Below are 16530 nucleotides of genomic sequence, written 5' to 3'. Positions count from 1 at the left end.
TTATGCGAAAGGCTGAAATCGAAAGAGTTACAAAGGAAACACAGATCAGAGTAAATTTAGCCCTTGACGAAAAGGGAAAGGCTGAGATCGACACAGGCATAGGCTTTTTTGACCATATGCTCACAGCTCTTTCCGTTCACAGCGGTATCAGCATGAGTGTTAAGGTAAAGGGCGATCTCAACGTTGACTGTCACCACACTATCGAGGACACTGGAATAGCTATAGGACAGGCTCTGGGACAGGCACTCGGTGCAAAGTCGGGAATAGTACGTTACGGTACGGCTTATATCCCCATGGACGAGTCCCTTGCAATGGCGAGCCTTGACCTCAGCAACCGCCCTTTCCTTGTTTTCAACTGTGATTTTACCAATCAGAGCTGCGGCGAGTACGACCTCTGCATGACAGAGGAGTTCTTCCGTGCATTTGCCTTTAATTCGGGCATGACTCTCCATATAAATCTTCTCTACGGCAGCAATGACCACCACAAGGCAGAGGCTGTATACAAGGCAGTTGCACACGCACTGAAAACAGCTGTTACCGAGAATGCCGACGGTTCGACGCTGTCAACGAAAGGAGTTCTCTGATGATAGCGATAATCGACTACGGCGCAGGAAATATTTTCAGCGTAAAGAACGCCCTTGACTATCTCGGGCTTGAAAGCAGGCTTGTCAGCGACAAGGAGTCCGTAAAGGCTGCCGACGCTGTGATACTCCCGGGAGTAGGCGCTTTTCCTGCGGCAATGAAAAAGCTTGAAGCTACGGGACTTGTTGACACTATAAAAGAAGAAGCTGCAAGGAAGCCTTTCCTCGGCATTTGCCTCGGTATGCAGCTCATATTTGAAAAGGGATACGAGTTTGAGGAGTGCGACGGTCTCGGACTTATAGGCGGCAGCGTCCGCAAAATGGAGGAGCCCGAGCTTATAATACCTCATATGGGCTGGAACAAGCTTGAAAAGCTCAACGACTGTCCGCTCCTTGAAAATGTGGGGGATAATGAGTACGTTTACTTCGTACATTCTTACAAGGCTCATTGTGAGGATAAAGACATCGCCGCATATGTTGAGTACGGCGGAAGAGTGCCTGCACTGGTCTATGACGGCAGGTACGTTTACGGAGCGCAGTTCCACCCTGAAAAGAGCGGAGAAACAGGCTTGAAGATACTCCGCAGCTTTGGCGGACTTATATGATCTACACAAGCTTGCTTTCAGGCTCATACAATACCCGTGAGCTTGGAGAGATAAGGACTTCCGACGGCGGAACAACGAAAAACTGTGTGTACTGGCGCAGCGATGTACCTACGACTCTCACAGAGAAGGACATTGAGAAGCTCGTTTCAAGCCGTATCACGACTATAATCGATATGCGTACCGAACTTGAAACCAAAAAGGCTCCTGATAAGCTTGCTGAAACGGCAGGATTCGGATATTACCATTTTCCGATAACCGAAGGCAGCGGCGTACCCGAAAGCCTTGAAGATGTTCCGCTTTCGTATATGGATATAGCGCTTGCGGAGAATATGCCCAATGTCATGAAAGTGCTTGCAGAAGCAGAAAGCGGCGTACTCTTCCACTGCACCGCAGGCAAGGACAGAACAGGCGTTGTAGCTGCGATAATACTCATGCTCTGCGGAGCAGAACGTGCAGCGATAGTTGATGATTACGTTGTCAGCCGTGAGTACAACAAGGAAAGGCTGAATGCATTTCTTGCGGCTCACCCTGAGGTCGACAGGAATATCGTTCTTGCCAACGAAAAGAGCATGAACGGATTTATCGACCTTTTCACTCAGCGCTTCGGCTGCGCAGAAAGCTATTTTGAATATATCGGACTGTCGTCAGAACAGACTGATATGATAAGGAACAAGCTTATGAAAGGCATATGATATGGAGCTGTTTTCGCGTAAATTAGAAGAGTTCCTTTCCGATTTCGGAAAGGGCAGAAAAATGGTGCTTTCCACATCTGAAAACGACAGGGTCTCGTCAAGAATGATGAGCGTCGTGCAGATAAACGGAGATTTTTACTTCCAGACTGACATAAAGTTGAGAAAGTACCGTCAGCTTTCGGCAAACAGGAACGCCGCTCTGTGCATAGACAATATACAGATAGAGGGCATATGCGAGGAGCTGGGACGGCCTCTTGACAACGCCGCTTTTTCGACAGCTTTCCGCGAATGCTTCAGAGGATCATTTGACGCATACACGTCGCTTGATAACGAAAGGCTCTTTGTCCTCAGACCGCAGTATATCCAGCGCTGGATATACAATGAAAACGTTCCGTATATCGAGACTTTTGACATAAGCTCCCAAAGCTACGGCTGTGAGAGATACACAGGGATATAAACAAGATCAAAAGGAGATTTTATATGATAATTTTCCCCGCAATAGACATAAAGGATGGCAACTGCGTCCGCCTGTTCAAGGGCGATTTTTCCACAGTTGAAAAGGTGGCCTCAGACTATCTTGAGACTGCGAAGAACTTCGAGAAGGCCGGAGCCGAGTGGATACACATGGTAGACCTTGACGGTGCCAAGGAGGGCAGACCGGTCAATACGAAAATATACACCGATGTTGCCGAAAAGACGAACCTGAAGGTAGAACTCGGCGGCGGCATACGCAGCCTTGAGACTATAAAGGCATATCTTGATATGGGTATCACAAGGGTTATCCTCGGCTCGGTTGCTCTGAAAAATCCGAAGCTTGTCCGTGAAGCTGTTGAGAAGTTCGGCAGTGAGAAGATCGTGGTAGGGATAGATGCAATGAATGAAATGGTCGCTACGGAGGGCTGGCTTGAAAGCTCCGATGTACACTACATCGATCTTGCCGATAAGATGATAGAGTCGGGTGTGAAGTATTTCATATTTACCGATATTTCCAAAGACGGAACTCTCTCGGGCGTTAACCGCGAGCAGCTGAAAAAGCTTGCAGACGCCACAGAGGGCAGAGCGAATATTGTGGCAAGCGGCGGTGTACATACTATGGATGACATAATCGCCTGCAAGGAAATGGGACTCTACGGAACTATCTGCGGTAAGTCAATATACAAGGGTACACTGAACCTGAAGGAAGCAATAGAGTATTCAAATGAATAAGAATACTTTCAGAAAGCTTCAAATGGTTTTAAATGTCCTGTCTTTCGGAATGCTGGGCGTGTATCTGGTGTATATGCTTATAGTGTACAAGGATTTTCCCGAGCAGATAGGAATGCATTACGGTGCGGATAACGAGTTTGATGTGTACGCTTCAAGAGCCTATGCGTTTTTTCCGTTTATTGCAGGTTTTGGACTTGCTTTGGTATTTACGGTGGGAAGTATTGCAGTTAATAAGGCAAAGCGTATAAGCAGAAAGCTCAGTGAAGAGGACGATATATCGGTCAGAAAAGCTGTGCTTATCGTTTTTGATGCAACGAAGCTGTTCTGGGCTGTATTCTATTCTATTTGGGCGCATTGCGTCATACATCAGACGAGAATGTTCACATTTGGTATACCGATCAGGATTTTTCAGATTTTACCTGTAGTTTTTATCGGTGGAGCTGCATTGGCAGCTGACAGCAGAATAAGGCTGAAAAAGTCAGAATTATATATTATCATAGCAGAACTTGTGTATATTTCAGTTATGGTGATAATACTCATTATAGGAAACAATTTAAGGAAGTGATATAATGCTTGCAAAGAGAATAATCCCATGCCTTGATGTAAGAAACGGAAAGGTAGTTAAGGGCGTAAATTTTGAAGGAGTCCGCGATGTGGGCGATCCCGTTGAATGTGCTGAGGAGTACAACAAGCAAGGCGCGGACGAGATAGTATTCTATGACATCACGGCTTCATTTGAGGGGCGCGGAGTTTTCCTCGATGTTGTAAGAGATACAGCGAAAAAGGTTTTTGTACCTCTTACAGTAGGCGGCGGTATCAAGACCGTTGACGATATCCGCGAGGCTCTTCGTGCAGGAGCTGACAAAGTCTCCGTAAACTCACAGGCTGTGCAGAATCCGCAGCTTATCAAGGACGGAGCAGATATTTTCGGAAGTCAGTGCATATGTGTCGGCATCGACGCAAAGAAGATTGCAGATAACAAATGGACGGTATACATAAACGGCGGCAGAAAGGATATGGGTATCGACCTTATCGACTGGGTACACACTATCGAAAGGCTTGGCGCAGGTGAGATATGCCTTAATTCAATTGACGCTGACGGCACTAAGGAAGGCTTTGATATCCCTATGCTGAAAGCAGTCTGTGACAACTGCTCCATACCTGTTATCGCCAGCGGCGGTGCAGGAAAGATAAACGACTTCTACGAGGTTTTCGAGAAAACAGGAGCTACTGCAGCACTTGCGGCTTCACTCTTCCATTTCAAGGAGCTCACTGTAGGCGAGGTAAAGGACTACTGCCGCGGCAAGGGCGTAATAGTCCGCTGATGAGCTATATCCGAAGCGTTAAGCTTGAAAAACTGACAAAGGAGTCTGGCTATGCCGCGAAGCTTCCTGCTGTGAAAAGTCTTGCAGAAATGGGGGAGCTCGTACTGCAAAATTCTGTCACATTCCTTGTGGGAGAAAACGGTACGGGAAAGTCCACGCTTCTTGAAGCCATAGCCGTGAAGTATGGCTTCAACGCAGAGGGCGGCTCGCTTAACTTTTCCTTTTCCACTAAGGAAACGCATTCGCCGCTCCACAGCGCAATAAAGCTTGTACGCGGCATTGAGCGCCCGAAAACGGGATTCTTTCTCAGGGCTGAGAGCTTTTACAATGCCGCTTCTTATGTTGATACGCTGGGACATGAGATCCTTGAAGCATACGGCGGAACATCGCTCCATGAGCAGTCCCACGGAGAGAGCTTTTTCTCGTTGGTGATGAACCGTTTTACTGGTCACGGACTTTACATACTTGACGAGCCCGAGGCGGCTTTGTCGCCATCGCGGCAGATGTCCCTCCTTATAAGGATAAAGGAGCTGACCGAACAGGGAAGCCAGTTCATAATAGCCACTCATTCGCCGATAATACTTGCATTTCCCGATTCAGTCATCTATGAGCTGACAGAGAACGGTATTGCGGAGACTGCCTATGAGGACACTGAAACATACGGTGTAATGAAGGCGTTTATGGACAGTCCGAAGCGCATGATCGATCACTTGTTTGAAAAGGAGTAATTATGATAAAAATCGACATTAACGATCTCGACAAATTCTTTGCAAAGGGCGAGCTTATTCCCGCAATATGCTACGAGGTCAACACAAAAACTGTTCTTATGCTTGCATATATGAACAAGGAGAGCCTGAAAAAAACTCTTGAAACAGGCTATACATGGTTCTGGAGCCGTTCCCGTCAGGAGTACTGGAACAAGGGCGCTACTTCGGGACATCTGCAGAAGGTCGTTTCAATATACGGCGACTGCGACAACGATACACTGCTTGTGAATGTTGAGCAGACGGGAGTTGCCTGTCACACAGGCAGCTACAGCTGCTTTTTCAACGAAATATACAATACGAAGGAGAATGAATAATGACAGTATATCAGGAAATATTTGAAGTTATCAAGGAAAGGAAAAAGCAGTTCGAGAACGGAACTGCTGCTGAAAACTCATATACCTGCTATCTTTTCGAGAAGGGTGTGGACAAGATCTGCAAGAAGGTAGGCGAGGAAGCTACCGAAACAGTTATCGCAGCAAAAAACGGCGATAACGACGAGCTCATGAACGAAATAAACGATCTTCTCTATCATGTAATGGTGCTCTGTGCAAATCAGGGTCTTGACTGGTCGGATGTTGAAAGAGTTCTTGACGAGAGAAACGAAAAGATAGGCAACCTCAAGAAGTTCCATGAGGTCGACAAGAACACATGATGAAAAAAGCTGCCATAAGGCAGCTTTTTAGTTTGCTTGAAGCTTGGTTTTTACATCGGTAGTATCAAGAAAATCGAACAGGGCGGTCATGATGTCGGTATAGCACGGAATATAGAGGTGCATACCGTCCCCTGAGCTGTAGCCGCTGGTGAGGTTCAGATCGTCGTCGCAGATAACGGTATAGGCGTCAAAAAACAAGACATCTGGGGAGTCGATCCGTTTGACCATTTCAATGAGAGCTGCATTGTAATCACGGATCACGGTGTTCTTGACTACCCTGCAGCCGGAGCTTACGGGAGTTATGGCTGCAACGACAATGATAATACCGGGAACGCGCTCCCTGATCACGTCGATGACTTCACGGTACTTTTTCACGAATTTCTGCGGCATATTGAGGTTTACGTCATTCATACCGATCCACATATACAGCATTTTCGGGTGTATCCTTTCAACGGCGTCAACGAGTTCGAGCTCTTCCGCGCCGACGGTAAAGCTGAAATGTGAAAGGTTCCACATAGAAACCGAATCACCTGCGATACTGTGCTCCCGTGGTATAAAACCATAGTATCTGAGTCCCAGAGTGATGGAGTCGCCTGCGGTAACGAGGTTCTCTTGATAGAAGGCGCTGTTCGGTGAAGTTCCCACATATCTGCTTGGAACGGGTACATTTTCGGCGGCTGTGGTAATGGCGACCGTTGTTGTTTCCGAAGCAGTTGAAGCAGCAGTAGTAGTTGTTGTTGTTGCCGATGTTGAAGTCGTCGTTGCAGTTGAAGCTGAAACAGCAGTCATGGCTTCATTGTTGACGGCTGCTTTTACACCGTGGGTGCTCTTTTTCATATAGGCTATCGCAAATAGCGAAGCTGCCAGCGAAAGTATGACAAGCAGGAGGATAATGGGGATCCTCGCTTTGCTGAGAATATTTTTTATCATTTTAACACTTCCTGTGTTTGATACGCTGCGGAAATATCCGCGTGTATATTATATTTTACCATATTATTGGTGAAATGTAAAGCGCGAAAAGTCCAACAGGGAAAATTACATTAACTCCTTGACAATATGCTGCATGGGGAGTATAATTATATGTGCAATATCAATGAATATCAGGAGTGGAATTGAATATGAACAATATCACGATCGCGGAGCTTTATGATCTTTCTCATACAGCTGCAAAGGATTATCTCAGCAAGTTCACCTATCCCTGGGAAGCTCTCAAGGGAATCAGCAATTTTATTATCGAGCTCGGTAAGACACTGAGCAGCGACGAGTACGACAATCCGTCGGAGAACGTTTGGGTACATAAGACAGCAAAAGTTTTCCCCACGGCATATCTCGGAGCTCCCTGTATAATCGGTGCGGGTACAGAGGTTCGTCACGGAGCATTCATCAGAGGAAGCGCTCTTGTGGGCGAGAACTGCGTAGTCGGAAACTCTGTGGAGCTCAAGAATGTCATTCTTTTCGACAATGTGCAGACACCTCACTACAACTATGTAGGCGACAGCATTCTTGGCTATAAATCGCACATGGGCGCAGGTTCTATCACATCAAACGTAAAATCTGACAAGACAAATGTAGTTATCAGGTCGGGCGGGGAGAAGATAGAGACAGGCATAAAGAAGATCGGCGCAATGCTTGGCGACCACGTTGAGGTCGGCTGCAACAGCGTACTCAATCCCGGAACTGTAGTCGGTTCCAACTCCAATATCTATCCTACGAGCTGTGTAAGAGGAGTTATCCCTTCGGACAGCATTTACAAGACAGGCGGAGTTATCGTGCACAAGAGCTGAGACATTACTGCTCAATAATAAGATATCATCTGAAAACCACAGGGAAGCGCAGCTTCTCTGTGGTTTTTGTTTACTTTTTTTGCTGTAAATATTGTAAAATAAATCAAAATGTGGTATTATAAGAATAGTATTATGTATCGCCGATGGCAGAATGGAGGACTGTATGGAAAATAAGATAACATTTGGCGGAAATATGACTGCTCAGATCAATTTTGCAATGCAGCAGAACTATGTTCCCGTATTCAGAAATATGGTAATGACCAATAATACTGATGAAGAACTGAAAAATGTATGCCTCAGGATAAGCTTTGAGCCTGAATTTGCAAAGGTATTCGAGTCTGTTCCTGTTGACCTGAAGCCGTCCCAGCCTGTAGAGATATCACCTGTGAATATAGTTTTACTGTCGGATTATCTTTTCAGCCTTACGGAAAAGCTTGTGGGAAACGCTGCCATACAGGCTCTTATCGGCGATGAAGTTGTAGCTGAGGAAAACAGGAGCATTGAGCTCCTTGCATACGACCAGTGGTCTGGAATAAACTTCATGCCCGAGACTGCGGCGGCATTTGTAAGTCCGAACCACCCGAAGGTGCAGGAGATAGTTGCCGCTGCGGGAGCATATCTCAGCAAATGGTGCGGTGATCCGTCCTTTACGGGCTATCAGACCAGGAATCCCAACATCGTAAAGCAGCAGATGGGTGCGATATATGCTACGCTTCAGGAGAAGAATATCGGCTATACAATGCCGCCTGCAAGCTTTGAGGAGGCTCAGCGCATACGTATGCCCGACGCGGTGCTCGAAACGGGACAGGGTACCTGTCTTGATCTTGCTGTGCTCTACTGCTCTTGTCTTGAAGCTGTGGGACTTAATCCGCTCATGATAATTGTACAGGGTCACGCCTTTGCAGGCTGCTGGCTTGAGGAGGAGACTTTTTCCGACTGTTTGCAGTATGATATGTCAGCTCTCACAAAGCGTATCGCTCATGGTATAGACGCAATAAGCCTTGTGGAGTGTACTGACTTCGTTGCAGGAAAGAACACTGATTTTGACAGCGCGGAGAAGCACGCAGCTGCTCATCTTGACGACGAGTCGAAGTTCTGTTTTGCCATAGATATAAGCCGTACCCGTTCAAGCGGCATTCGCCCCGTACCGTCCAGAGTTTCCGAAAACGGTACTTTCAAGGCTGTGGACTACGGCGCGAGAAAGAAGTCAGAGATAACCTCTGCTCCGAATGAGATAGATATTTCCGCACAGGCAGTAAGCGGTGAAGCCCGCGAGGTAACAAAGCAGGTGATGTGGGAGAGAAAGCTCCTTGACCTCAGTCTGCGTAACAGCCTTCTAAATTTCCGTGCGACCGCAATGAGCGTTCAGCTCATGGTAAGCGACCTGGGAGTGCTCGAGGACGAGATGTCAAACGGTGAGGACTTCAAGGTAATGCCGATGCCCAACGATATGACCCTGCAGATATCGGACAGCAAGATATATGAGATAGAGAACGAAAAGGATATAATCACCACCATATCCGAATCGGAGTTCAAAAGTCACCGTCTGCGTACTTTCCTGAAGGAGACGGAACTTGAAAAGATAATGAAGAAACTCCACAGGCAGGCGAAGGTGAGTATGGAGGAAAACGGTGTAAACACTATTTACCTCGCGCTTGGATTCCTGCGCTGGTATGAGACAGAAAAGAGCGATAAGCCGCGCTATGCACCGCTCATACTCGTCCCTGTAGACATTATCCGCAAGGTCCAGGAGAAAGCATATGCAATTCGTATGCGTGACGAGGATACTCAGGTGAATATCACCATGCTGGAGTACATACGTCAGACCTTCGGCATAGATATCAAAGGACTTGATCCAGTTCCCGAGGACGAGAACGGAGTTGATCTGCAGCTCATTCTCAATACTGTAAGGCAGAACATCATGTCGCAGCCCCGCTGGGATATAGTTGACTATGCCTTTATTGGACAGTTCTCCTTCAATCGCTTCATCATGTGGAACGATATCCGCAACCGCGCGGAGGAGCTTGCCAAAAACAAGGTAGTTGCAAGCCTTATCTCGGGAAAGACCGAGTGGGCAGGGGACGACCTTTACATATCTCCCCTTGACCTTGACAACAAGGTTGCGCCTACAGACCTTGTAGTTCCGCTTAGTGCCGATTCCTCGCAGCTTGCAGCTGTTTATGCAGCCTCTCAGGGCAAGAGCTTCGTGCTTCACGGACCTCCCGGAAGCGGTAAGTCCCAGACTATCACGAATATGATAGCAAGTGCTCTGTATCAGGGTAAATCCGTGCTTTTTGTGGCGGAGAAAATGGCTGCGCTCTCAGTTGTTGAAAAGCGACTCAACAAGGTCGGTCTCGGACCTTTCTGTATAGAGCTCCACTCCAACAAAGCACAGAAGAGAGCTGTTCTCAAGCAGCTTGAGGAGACTCTAAACGTGGGACGTATCAAGAAGCCTGCCGAATACAAGGCGCAGGCTGACAAGATAGCCGAAATGCGTAAAGAGCTCAATGGCACGATGGAGGAGATACACAGGAAGCGTAATTTCGGCTGCTCCATGTACGACGCGGCAGTAAGATACGAGAAAAACAGTCAGTACGGCGGAAAGTTCGCTTTCACAAACGAGCAGCTTGACGCCATGAGCGATACTTCATTTTCAGCATGGCGTGATACTCTTGAAAGCCTTGCTGCGGCAGGCCGTGAGTTCGGCGATGTTACAACAACAGCTCTTGGTGTATGCGAGCTTTCGGAGTGTACTCCCGAGACGCGCGGTGCTATGGAGGCTAAGCTCAGGGAGCTGAAAACAGCGCTTACAGCGGCTCAGAGCGATACCGCACAGCTTGCGGCATTTACGGGCAGCAGCGAGATGACATTCGAGGAGTGCAAGCTTGCGGCGGAGATAATTTCGGCTTCTGCAAGCGGTGAGCAGCTCCTTCCCGATATCATCGGCGACAGTCGCTGGAACGGCTTCAAGGAGCCTGCACAGGCGCTTATCGGAACCGGTAAGGAGCTTTCAGAAGTTAAGAACGAACTCCTTGCGCAGTTCGAGCCGTCGGTGCTCGGATATAACGCCTCCGAGGCCCTCGTAAGGTGGAAAACCGCACAGGGCAAGTGGTTCCTTGCAAAGAGCATGGGCAGCAAAAAGCTTGTAAAGGAGCTTGCAGCTCACGCAAGATCGGCTTCGACCGTGACAAAAGAGAATATCACGCAGTACTATGACAAGATAAGCCATTTCAATGCATTAAAGGAACAGGTATCCTCCGCCCAGCCTGAGCTGCTGAGATATTTCGGCAGCATAAAGCTTGACGAGAACACAGACTGGAACGCAGTCGAGGGCTGCGTTGCACGTTCCTCGGAGCTTGGCGAAAAAGTTGCCGCTTCGTCGTTCAGTGCGGAGATAAAGCAGAAGCTCTGCGGCAGCCTTACTACAGGCGTGAACGGCGATACATCAAAGATCGTTGCGGACTATGCTGCTCTTGACAATGTGGCTTCACAGCTTCGCAGCAATTTCGGAATAAATACGGACAAGCTCATAACAGGAGAAAACTGGGGAAGCGACGCGCAGATGAAAGCCGACGCTGTCATTGACGAGCTTCCGCAGCTCAAGGAGTGGACAGGCATCGTAACTATCTGCAACAAGCTCCGCGAGTTCGGCATAGGCAATGTTGCCGACGCCTATATCAACGGCGAAGTCCCCACGGAACAGCTCGTTCCTGCCTTTGACTGCGACATCAGCAAGGCAATGGTGACAAGCACTATTTCGCGCAGCAGCGTGCTTTCAAGGTTCCAGGGAACGCTTTTCGAGGATACTATCAGGAAGTTCGGGGAAGTACTCGATAACTTCTCAACTCTGTCCATAAAGGAGCTTGCAGCCGACCTCTCGGCGAAGATACCAACTCCCGGCAGCTCTGCAAACAGCTCCGAGATAGGCATACTGCAAAAGGCGATAAAGTCAAACGGCAGAATGATGTCTATCAGAAAGCTGTTCGACAGCATACCGAATCTTCTCCGCAGAATGTGCCCTGTAATGCTTATGAGCCCTATTTCCGTGGCTCAGTACATAGACCCGTCATACCCGAAGTTTGACCTTGTCATCTTCGATGAGGCTTCTCAGCTCCCGACCTGTGAGGCTGTGGGAGCTATTGCAAGAGGCGAGAACGTAATAGTAGTCGGTGACCCGAAACAGCTTCCGCCTACAAGCTTCTTTGCTTCAAATCAGGTGGACGAGGAGAACTACGAAAAGGAAGACCTCGAAAGCGTCCTCGACGACTGTCTTGCGCTATCAATGCCTCAGAAGCACCTTTTATGGCACTATCGTTCACGTCACGAGAGCCTTATCGCGTACAGCAACTCCAAATACTACGAGAACAAGCTTTATACCTTCCCGTCGCCTGACGATCAGGTATCTGAGGTAAGCTGGGTACACGTTGAGGGCTATTATGACAAGAGTTCCACACGTACAAATAAAGCCGAAGCACAGGCAGTTGTTGAAGAGATATGCCGCAGGCTCAGAGACCCTGAGCTCAGAAAGATGAGCATAGGAGTTGTTACGTTCAGTCTGCCGCAGCAGAACCTTATCGATGATATGCTCATGGACGCTTACCGTGATGATCCGAAGCTTGAAGAATATGCAAACGAGATGTATGAACCTATACTCATCAAGAACCTTGAAAATGTACAGGGTGATGAGCGCGATGTTATCATGTTCTCTATCGGCTACGGTCCCGACAAGGACGGAAAGGTATCCATGAACTTCGGACCCCTTAACCGCGACGGCGGCTGGAGACGTCTTAATGTTGCTATTTCACGTTCAAAGTGCAAGATGATAGTATTCTCTGTCATCACACCGGATATGATCGACCTTTCACGCACCCGTTCCGATGGAGTTGAGGGACTCAAGGGCTTCCTCGAATTTGCAGCTAAGGGCAGAAGCGCTCTCCCTGTAAGAGCAGGTTCAAAGACAGGCTCTGAGGGCTTTGAGACAGTGGTTGCGGAAGAACTCAGGAAAATGGGATATGATTGCAGGTGTAGCGTAGGCTGTTCTGATTATAAGGTCGATGTTGCAGTTGTAGATCCCGACAAGCCCGATACCTATATCATGGGCATAAACTGCGGAAACGAGAACTATTTCCACAACGGTACAGCAAGCGACAGAAGCCTTTCACAGCCGTCAGTCCTCAGAGGCCTTGGCTGGAACGTCATGAGCGTTTATATCATAGACTGGCTCGACAATAAGGAAAAGGTCCTCGGCAAGATAAAGGCTGAGATAGACGCAGCTCTGGAGCGCAGGAGAAATCCTCAGACAGCTCCTGAGACGGAGGAGAAGAAAAAGCAGGAGATAGTTTTCGAGACCGAGGAAGTAAGCAGCTTTGCGGAGAGCTTTGATGAGTTCGTACCGTTTAAGATAAAGGCTCTCGGAACTTCCGAAAACTTCACTGAGGCGGCTTCCGCAAAGATAACAAAGTGCATAAACGATATACTTGCAGCGGAGGCTCCCATGAACAAGAAGAGCCTTGCGAAAAAGATCTTTTCATGCTGGGGAATATCCCGTCCAGGTTCTAACATGAAAGCACTCTTTGAAGCTGCTTTTGATAAGGCGGATAAAAAGGTCACTACAGCAGGGGAGAATGAGTACGTATGGCTCGGTTCCCAGACACCTGAGGAGTATGACAAGTGCCGAACTGTCTATAAGAATGATGAAAAGCGTGATATAGATGATGTTGCTCCTGAGGAGATAGCTGTGGGCATTAAGAAGATAATGTCACGTCAGGTGGCTATGGCGCGTGAGGACTTGCTCCGCGAGGTGGCGCATCTTTTCGGATTCACCCGTATGACGGGAACTCTCGAGACCTCTGTGGCCCTGGGAATAAAGGCGGCTAAGAACCGCGGCTGGGTAGGCTTTTCCGAGGACGGAAGAGTTTCCTACACAGGAAATTGATTTTTACGGAGTAAATAGAATTGAAACGACTTTTGATAATAATTGGAAAGATAATTGTAAAGCTGCTAAAGCTGCTGCACAGGAACGCAGGTAATCTTCCGGGCATAATCCTGTGGCATTTGTCGCGGCATAAGGCAGTATCCATGTTTAAAGTGGAGTGTCCCATAATAGCCGTTACGGGAACTAACGGAAAGACCTCCGTTACCAACTGTATAGCGCAGCTCTTTGAGCGGAGCGGCAGGAAGATAATCATAAACCGCGAGGGAAACAACCTCGATACGGGAATATGCTCCATGCTGCTGAAATACTGCGATATGTCGGGCAGGGTCAAGGCTGACTATCTGATACTCGAAACTGACGAGTCCCACGTACCGGTGGTATATTCCCAGCTGAAACTGGATACCCTTGTTGTGCTTAATTTCTTCCGCGATCAGCTTGACAGAAACGGCGAAATGGAGACGCTTATACAGAAGATAAATGGTTTCTGCAAGACATTTGAGGGAAATCTAATCCTCAACGGCGACGACCCAAATACTGCCCGTCTCGGAAGAGCAAATCCCAACAATAGGAATGTCAGGTACTTCCACGCTGAGCCCTACGCGTTTGCAACCAAAAAGATTTTTGAAGCCTCAGAGGGACGTTTCTGTCCTTTCTGTGGTGAACCTCTTGAGTATGAGTACTATCAGTACTCACACATAGGTAAATTTATTTGTAAAAAGTGCGGTTTCGGCAATTATGAGCCGTATATCACTGCAAAGGATATCGACCTTGAAAAGCCTGTGTTCACAGCGGACGGACATACCTATTCGCCTAAGCTCAACAGCATTTACAATGTCTATAACATGACGGCTGTTGCGGCTGCTGCAAAGCTTTACGGAATAGAGCAGAAGGTGACTGACGACGTTATCAACAAGTATACTGTCAAAAACGGACGTATGGAGAACTTCATGCTTGGCAAGAGCAAGGCTACTCTGAATCTTGCGAAAAATCCTGTCGGCGCTAATATGACTCTCCGCGTCATGAACGAGATGAAGGGTGAAAAGGAGCTCCTTTTCGTGCTCAATGACAATATAGCCGATGGTCTGGACGTTTCGTGGATATATGATATCAATTTCAGTATTTTCCAGCGAGTAACGAGAGTTGTTACCTCGGGTACAAGAGCATATGATATAGCTGTACGCATAAAGACAGCAGGCTATGATCCTGAGAAGATAGTTGTCCGTCCCGATCTTGACAAGGCAGTAGAGGAGCTTGCAGGCACTGAGGGAAGAAAGTTCATTATCGCCAACTATACCGCAGTTCAGCCTACAAGAAGCGCTCTTAAACGCTATATATCAAAGCATGGAGGTAACAAATGAAAACTGTGAAAATACTTCATATGTATGCCGATATGCTCGACTTATACGGCGACAGCGGCAACATGGAGGTCATCTCATTCCGCTGCGGAAAGCGCGGCATAGACTGTCAGATAGACAAGTATTCCATAGATTCGGAAATGCCTGATTTCAGCTCCTATGACCTGATATACATAGGCGGCGGAGCTGACCTCGAACAGCAGCATATCTCGGCTGACCTGCTGAAATGCAGGGAAGGTATAGTAAAGGCTTACAAAAACGGTACTTTTCTGTTCCTTATCTGCGGCGGTTATCAGCTTATGGGCAAGTATTACCGTGACGCTGACGGGAACGATATAAAGGGGCTCGGACTTTTCGACTACTTCACTGTTGCACCGAGCAGCCGCAGAAAGCGCTGCATCGGCAACATAGTTATCGAGACAAGCATAACTGGAAAGAAAGTAAAGGTAGTGGGCTTTGAAAATCACGGCGGTCAGACTCAGGGAGTGAAAGCTCCCTTTGGCAGAGTGCTTTACGGAAACGGAAACTGCTCGAAAAGCGAAGCCGAGGGCTACTGCGAAAAGAATGTAATCGCAACTTATCTGCATGGTCCTTGTCTGTCAAAGAATCCCGAGATATCGGACTATATGATAGAATACTGTATAAACAGAGGAGAAACTGAGCATATCGCTCTTGAAGCCCTAAATGATGAGCTTGAAAAGGAATGCAGACAGGTAATGCTGGACAGGCTGTTGAAAAAGTAGGGAACGCCGTCACTGCATATAAAAACTAAAACAAGCAACAGACAGTTGCTTGTTTTTTTCTTATATTATGTTATAATAACATAAGAGGTGATAATTATGGAAACCAAAAACATAATACTTGAACTCAGAAACAGTCACGGTTTGTCGCAGGAGGAGCTTGCCGAAAGGGTATTCGTTACCCGTCAGGCAGTCTCACGCTGGGAAAACGGAGAAACAGTTCCCAATACCGAAACGCTAAAGCTTCTGTCGGGAATTTTCGGAGTGTCAATAAACACTATACTGGGCTCGCCGAGAAAGCTTATATGTCAGTGCTGCGGAATGCCGCTTGAAGACTCGCTTATCAGCAAGGAGCCTGACGGCTCTTTCAACGAATCCTACTGTAAATGGTGCTATGCTGACGGTAATTATACCTACCACGATATGGACGATCTTATCAATGTCTGCGTAAAGCATATGGCAGACAACGGCTTTTCCGAGGAGCAGGCGCGTATACATATGAAGGATATGCTGCCGAAACTCGATTACTGGAAAAATCACAGGGAGCTCGGGGACGGCGGCAAGTTTGAGGAGTTCAAAAAGCAGCTAATTGCCGAGTTCAATGCTCTGAACATAGAGGGTATGCCCAAAGTCGAGAAACTAAACGCTCTTGTTGGCAGCTATGTCAACCTTGCATATAAGCTTCCCAACGGAAATACTGTTAAATTCCTTGATGACAGCGCAACTTACCTCGGCAATCAGCTTGAATGTATGAACGGCAGGTGCTTTGGCGTACTTGCAAATGCGGATTTTATGCTTGTGGCTTCCTACGCGAAGGACGGCGCAGATCCTGAACTGCTTCTTTACAGGAAAAGATAATCACTTGGTCAGACGGACGGCTTTTGCTGT

General features: G+C 47.6%; 16 protein-coding genes. 15 read left to right on the top strand and 1 reads right to left on the bottom strand.

What is annotated here, in order from left to right; genetic code table 11:
- Positions 1-2: 2 nt before the first annotated feature.
- From hisB to hisE, 10 genes are read left to right on the top strand one after another with little or no spacing between them, the layout of a single operon-like run.
- Positions 3-584, top strand: coding sequence for an imidazoleglycerol-phosphate dehydratase HisB (gene hisB, locus IKW96_RS00400; RefSeq protein WP_296568895.1), 582 nt, complete (start codon positions 3-5; stop codon positions 582-584).
- On the top strand, positions 584-1186 hold the full coding sequence (gene hisH / locus IKW96_RS00395) for an imidazole glycerol phosphate synthase subunit HisH (RefSeq protein WP_296568891.1): 603 nt from the start codon (positions 584-586) through the stop codon (positions 1184-1186). The genes hisB and hisH overlap by 1 nt, the downstream gene beginning before the upstream one ends.
- Positions 1183-1878: a tyrosine-protein phosphatase gene (locus IKW96_RS00390; RefSeq protein ID WP_296568888.1), complete on the top strand. Its 696-nt coding sequence runs from the start codon at positions 1183-1185 to the stop codon at positions 1876-1878. The genes hisH and IKW96_RS00390 overlap by 4 nt, the downstream gene beginning before the upstream one ends.
- Before the next feature lies 1 nt (position 1879).
- On the top strand, positions 1880-2335 hold the full coding sequence (locus tag IKW96_RS00385) for a pyridoxamine 5'-phosphate oxidase family protein (protein ID WP_296568886.1): 456 nt from the start codon (positions 1880-1882) through the stop codon (positions 2333-2335).
- A 23-nt stretch (positions 2336-2358) separates the two neighbouring features.
- Positions 2359-3084, top strand: a complete 726-nt coding sequence (gene hisA, locus IKW96_RS00380) for a 1-(5-phosphoribosyl)-5-[(5-phosphoribosylamino)methylideneamino]imidazole-4-carboxamide isomerase (protein ID WP_296568883.1) — start codon at positions 2359-2361, stop codon at positions 3082-3084.
- A complete protein-coding gene (locus IKW96_RS00375) occupies positions 3077-3649 on the top strand; it encodes a DUF1648 domain-containing protein (RefSeq protein ID WP_296568880.1) in 573 nt (190 codons plus the stop codon). The genes hisA and IKW96_RS00375 overlap by 8 nt, the downstream gene beginning before the upstream one ends.
- Positions 3650-3653: 4 nt before the next feature.
- Positions 3654-4409, top strand: a complete 756-nt coding sequence (gene hisF / locus IKW96_RS00370) for an imidazole glycerol phosphate synthase subunit HisF (protein WP_296568877.1) — start codon at positions 3654-3656, stop codon at positions 4407-4409.
- A complete protein-coding gene (locus tag IKW96_RS00365; protein ID WP_296568874.1) occupies positions 4409-5137 on the top strand; it encodes an AAA family ATPase in 729 nt (242 codons plus the stop codon). The genes hisF and IKW96_RS00365 overlap by 1 nt, the downstream gene beginning before the upstream one ends.
- Before the next feature lie 2 nt (positions 5138-5139).
- Entirely contained in the window at positions 5140-5490 is a 351-nt protein-coding gene (hisI, locus tag IKW96_RS00360) for a phosphoribosyl-AMP cyclohydrolase (protein WP_296568871.1), read from the top strand.
- Positions 5490-5828 (top strand): phosphoribosyl-ATP diphosphatase, encoded by a 339-nt coding sequence (gene hisE, locus IKW96_RS00355; protein ID WP_028516514.1) that lies wholly within the window; start codon positions 5490-5492, stop codon positions 5826-5828. The genes hisI and hisE overlap by 1 nt, the downstream gene beginning before the upstream one ends.
- A 27-nt stretch (positions 5829-5855) precedes the next feature.
- On the opposite strand, the gene IKW96_RS00350 is transcribed toward hisE, so the two are convergent.
- Entirely contained in the window at positions 5856-6758 is a 903-nt protein-coding gene (locus IKW96_RS00350; protein ID WP_296568868.1) for an SGNH/GDSL hydrolase family protein, read from the bottom strand.
- A 188-nt stretch (positions 6759-6946) separates the two neighbouring features.
- Here IKW96_RS00350 and IKW96_RS00345 point away from each other — a divergent pair, with 188 nt between their 5' ends.
- The 5 genes from IKW96_RS00345 (at position 6947) to IKW96_RS00325 (ending at position 16500) form a co-directional block, all read left to right on the top strand.
- Positions 6947-7612: a UDP-N-acetylglucosamine pyrophosphorylase gene (locus tag IKW96_RS00345; protein ID WP_296568865.1), complete on the top strand. Its 666-nt coding sequence runs from the start codon at positions 6947-6949 to the stop codon at positions 7610-7612.
- Positions 7613-7775: 163 nt separating this feature from the next.
- The gene (locus IKW96_RS00340; protein ID WP_296568856.1) at positions 7776-13547 is read left to right on the top strand and encodes a DUF3320 domain-containing protein; all 5772 of its coding nucleotides are present in this window, start codon (positions 7776-7778) and stop codon (positions 13545-13547) included.
- A gap of 20 nt (positions 13548-13567) precedes the next feature.
- Positions 13568-14905, top strand: a complete 1338-nt coding sequence (locus IKW96_RS00335; RefSeq protein ID WP_296568853.1) for a Mur ligase family protein — start codon at positions 13568-13570, stop codon at positions 14903-14905.
- Positions 14902-15645, top strand: coding sequence for a glutamine amidotransferase (locus IKW96_RS00330; RefSeq protein ID WP_296568851.1), 744 nt, complete (start codon positions 14902-14904; stop codon positions 15643-15645). The genes IKW96_RS00335 and IKW96_RS00330 overlap by 4 nt, the downstream gene beginning before the upstream one ends.
- A 96-nt stretch (positions 15646-15741) precedes the next feature.
- On the top strand, positions 15742-16500 hold the full coding sequence (locus IKW96_RS00325) for a zinc ribbon domain-containing protein (RefSeq protein WP_296568849.1): 759 nt from the start codon (positions 15742-15744) through the stop codon (positions 16498-16500).
- The last annotated feature ends 30 nt before the right edge of the window (positions 16501-16530 follow it).

The sequence above is a fragment of the Ruminococcus sp. genome, from assembly GCF_017549005.1.
GTDB lineage: Bacteria > Bacillota > Clostridia > Oscillospirales > Ruminococcaceae > Ruminococcus.
Note: the sequence above shows the minus strand (reverse complement) of the source record. Positions and strands in the feature narration are given on the sequence as shown.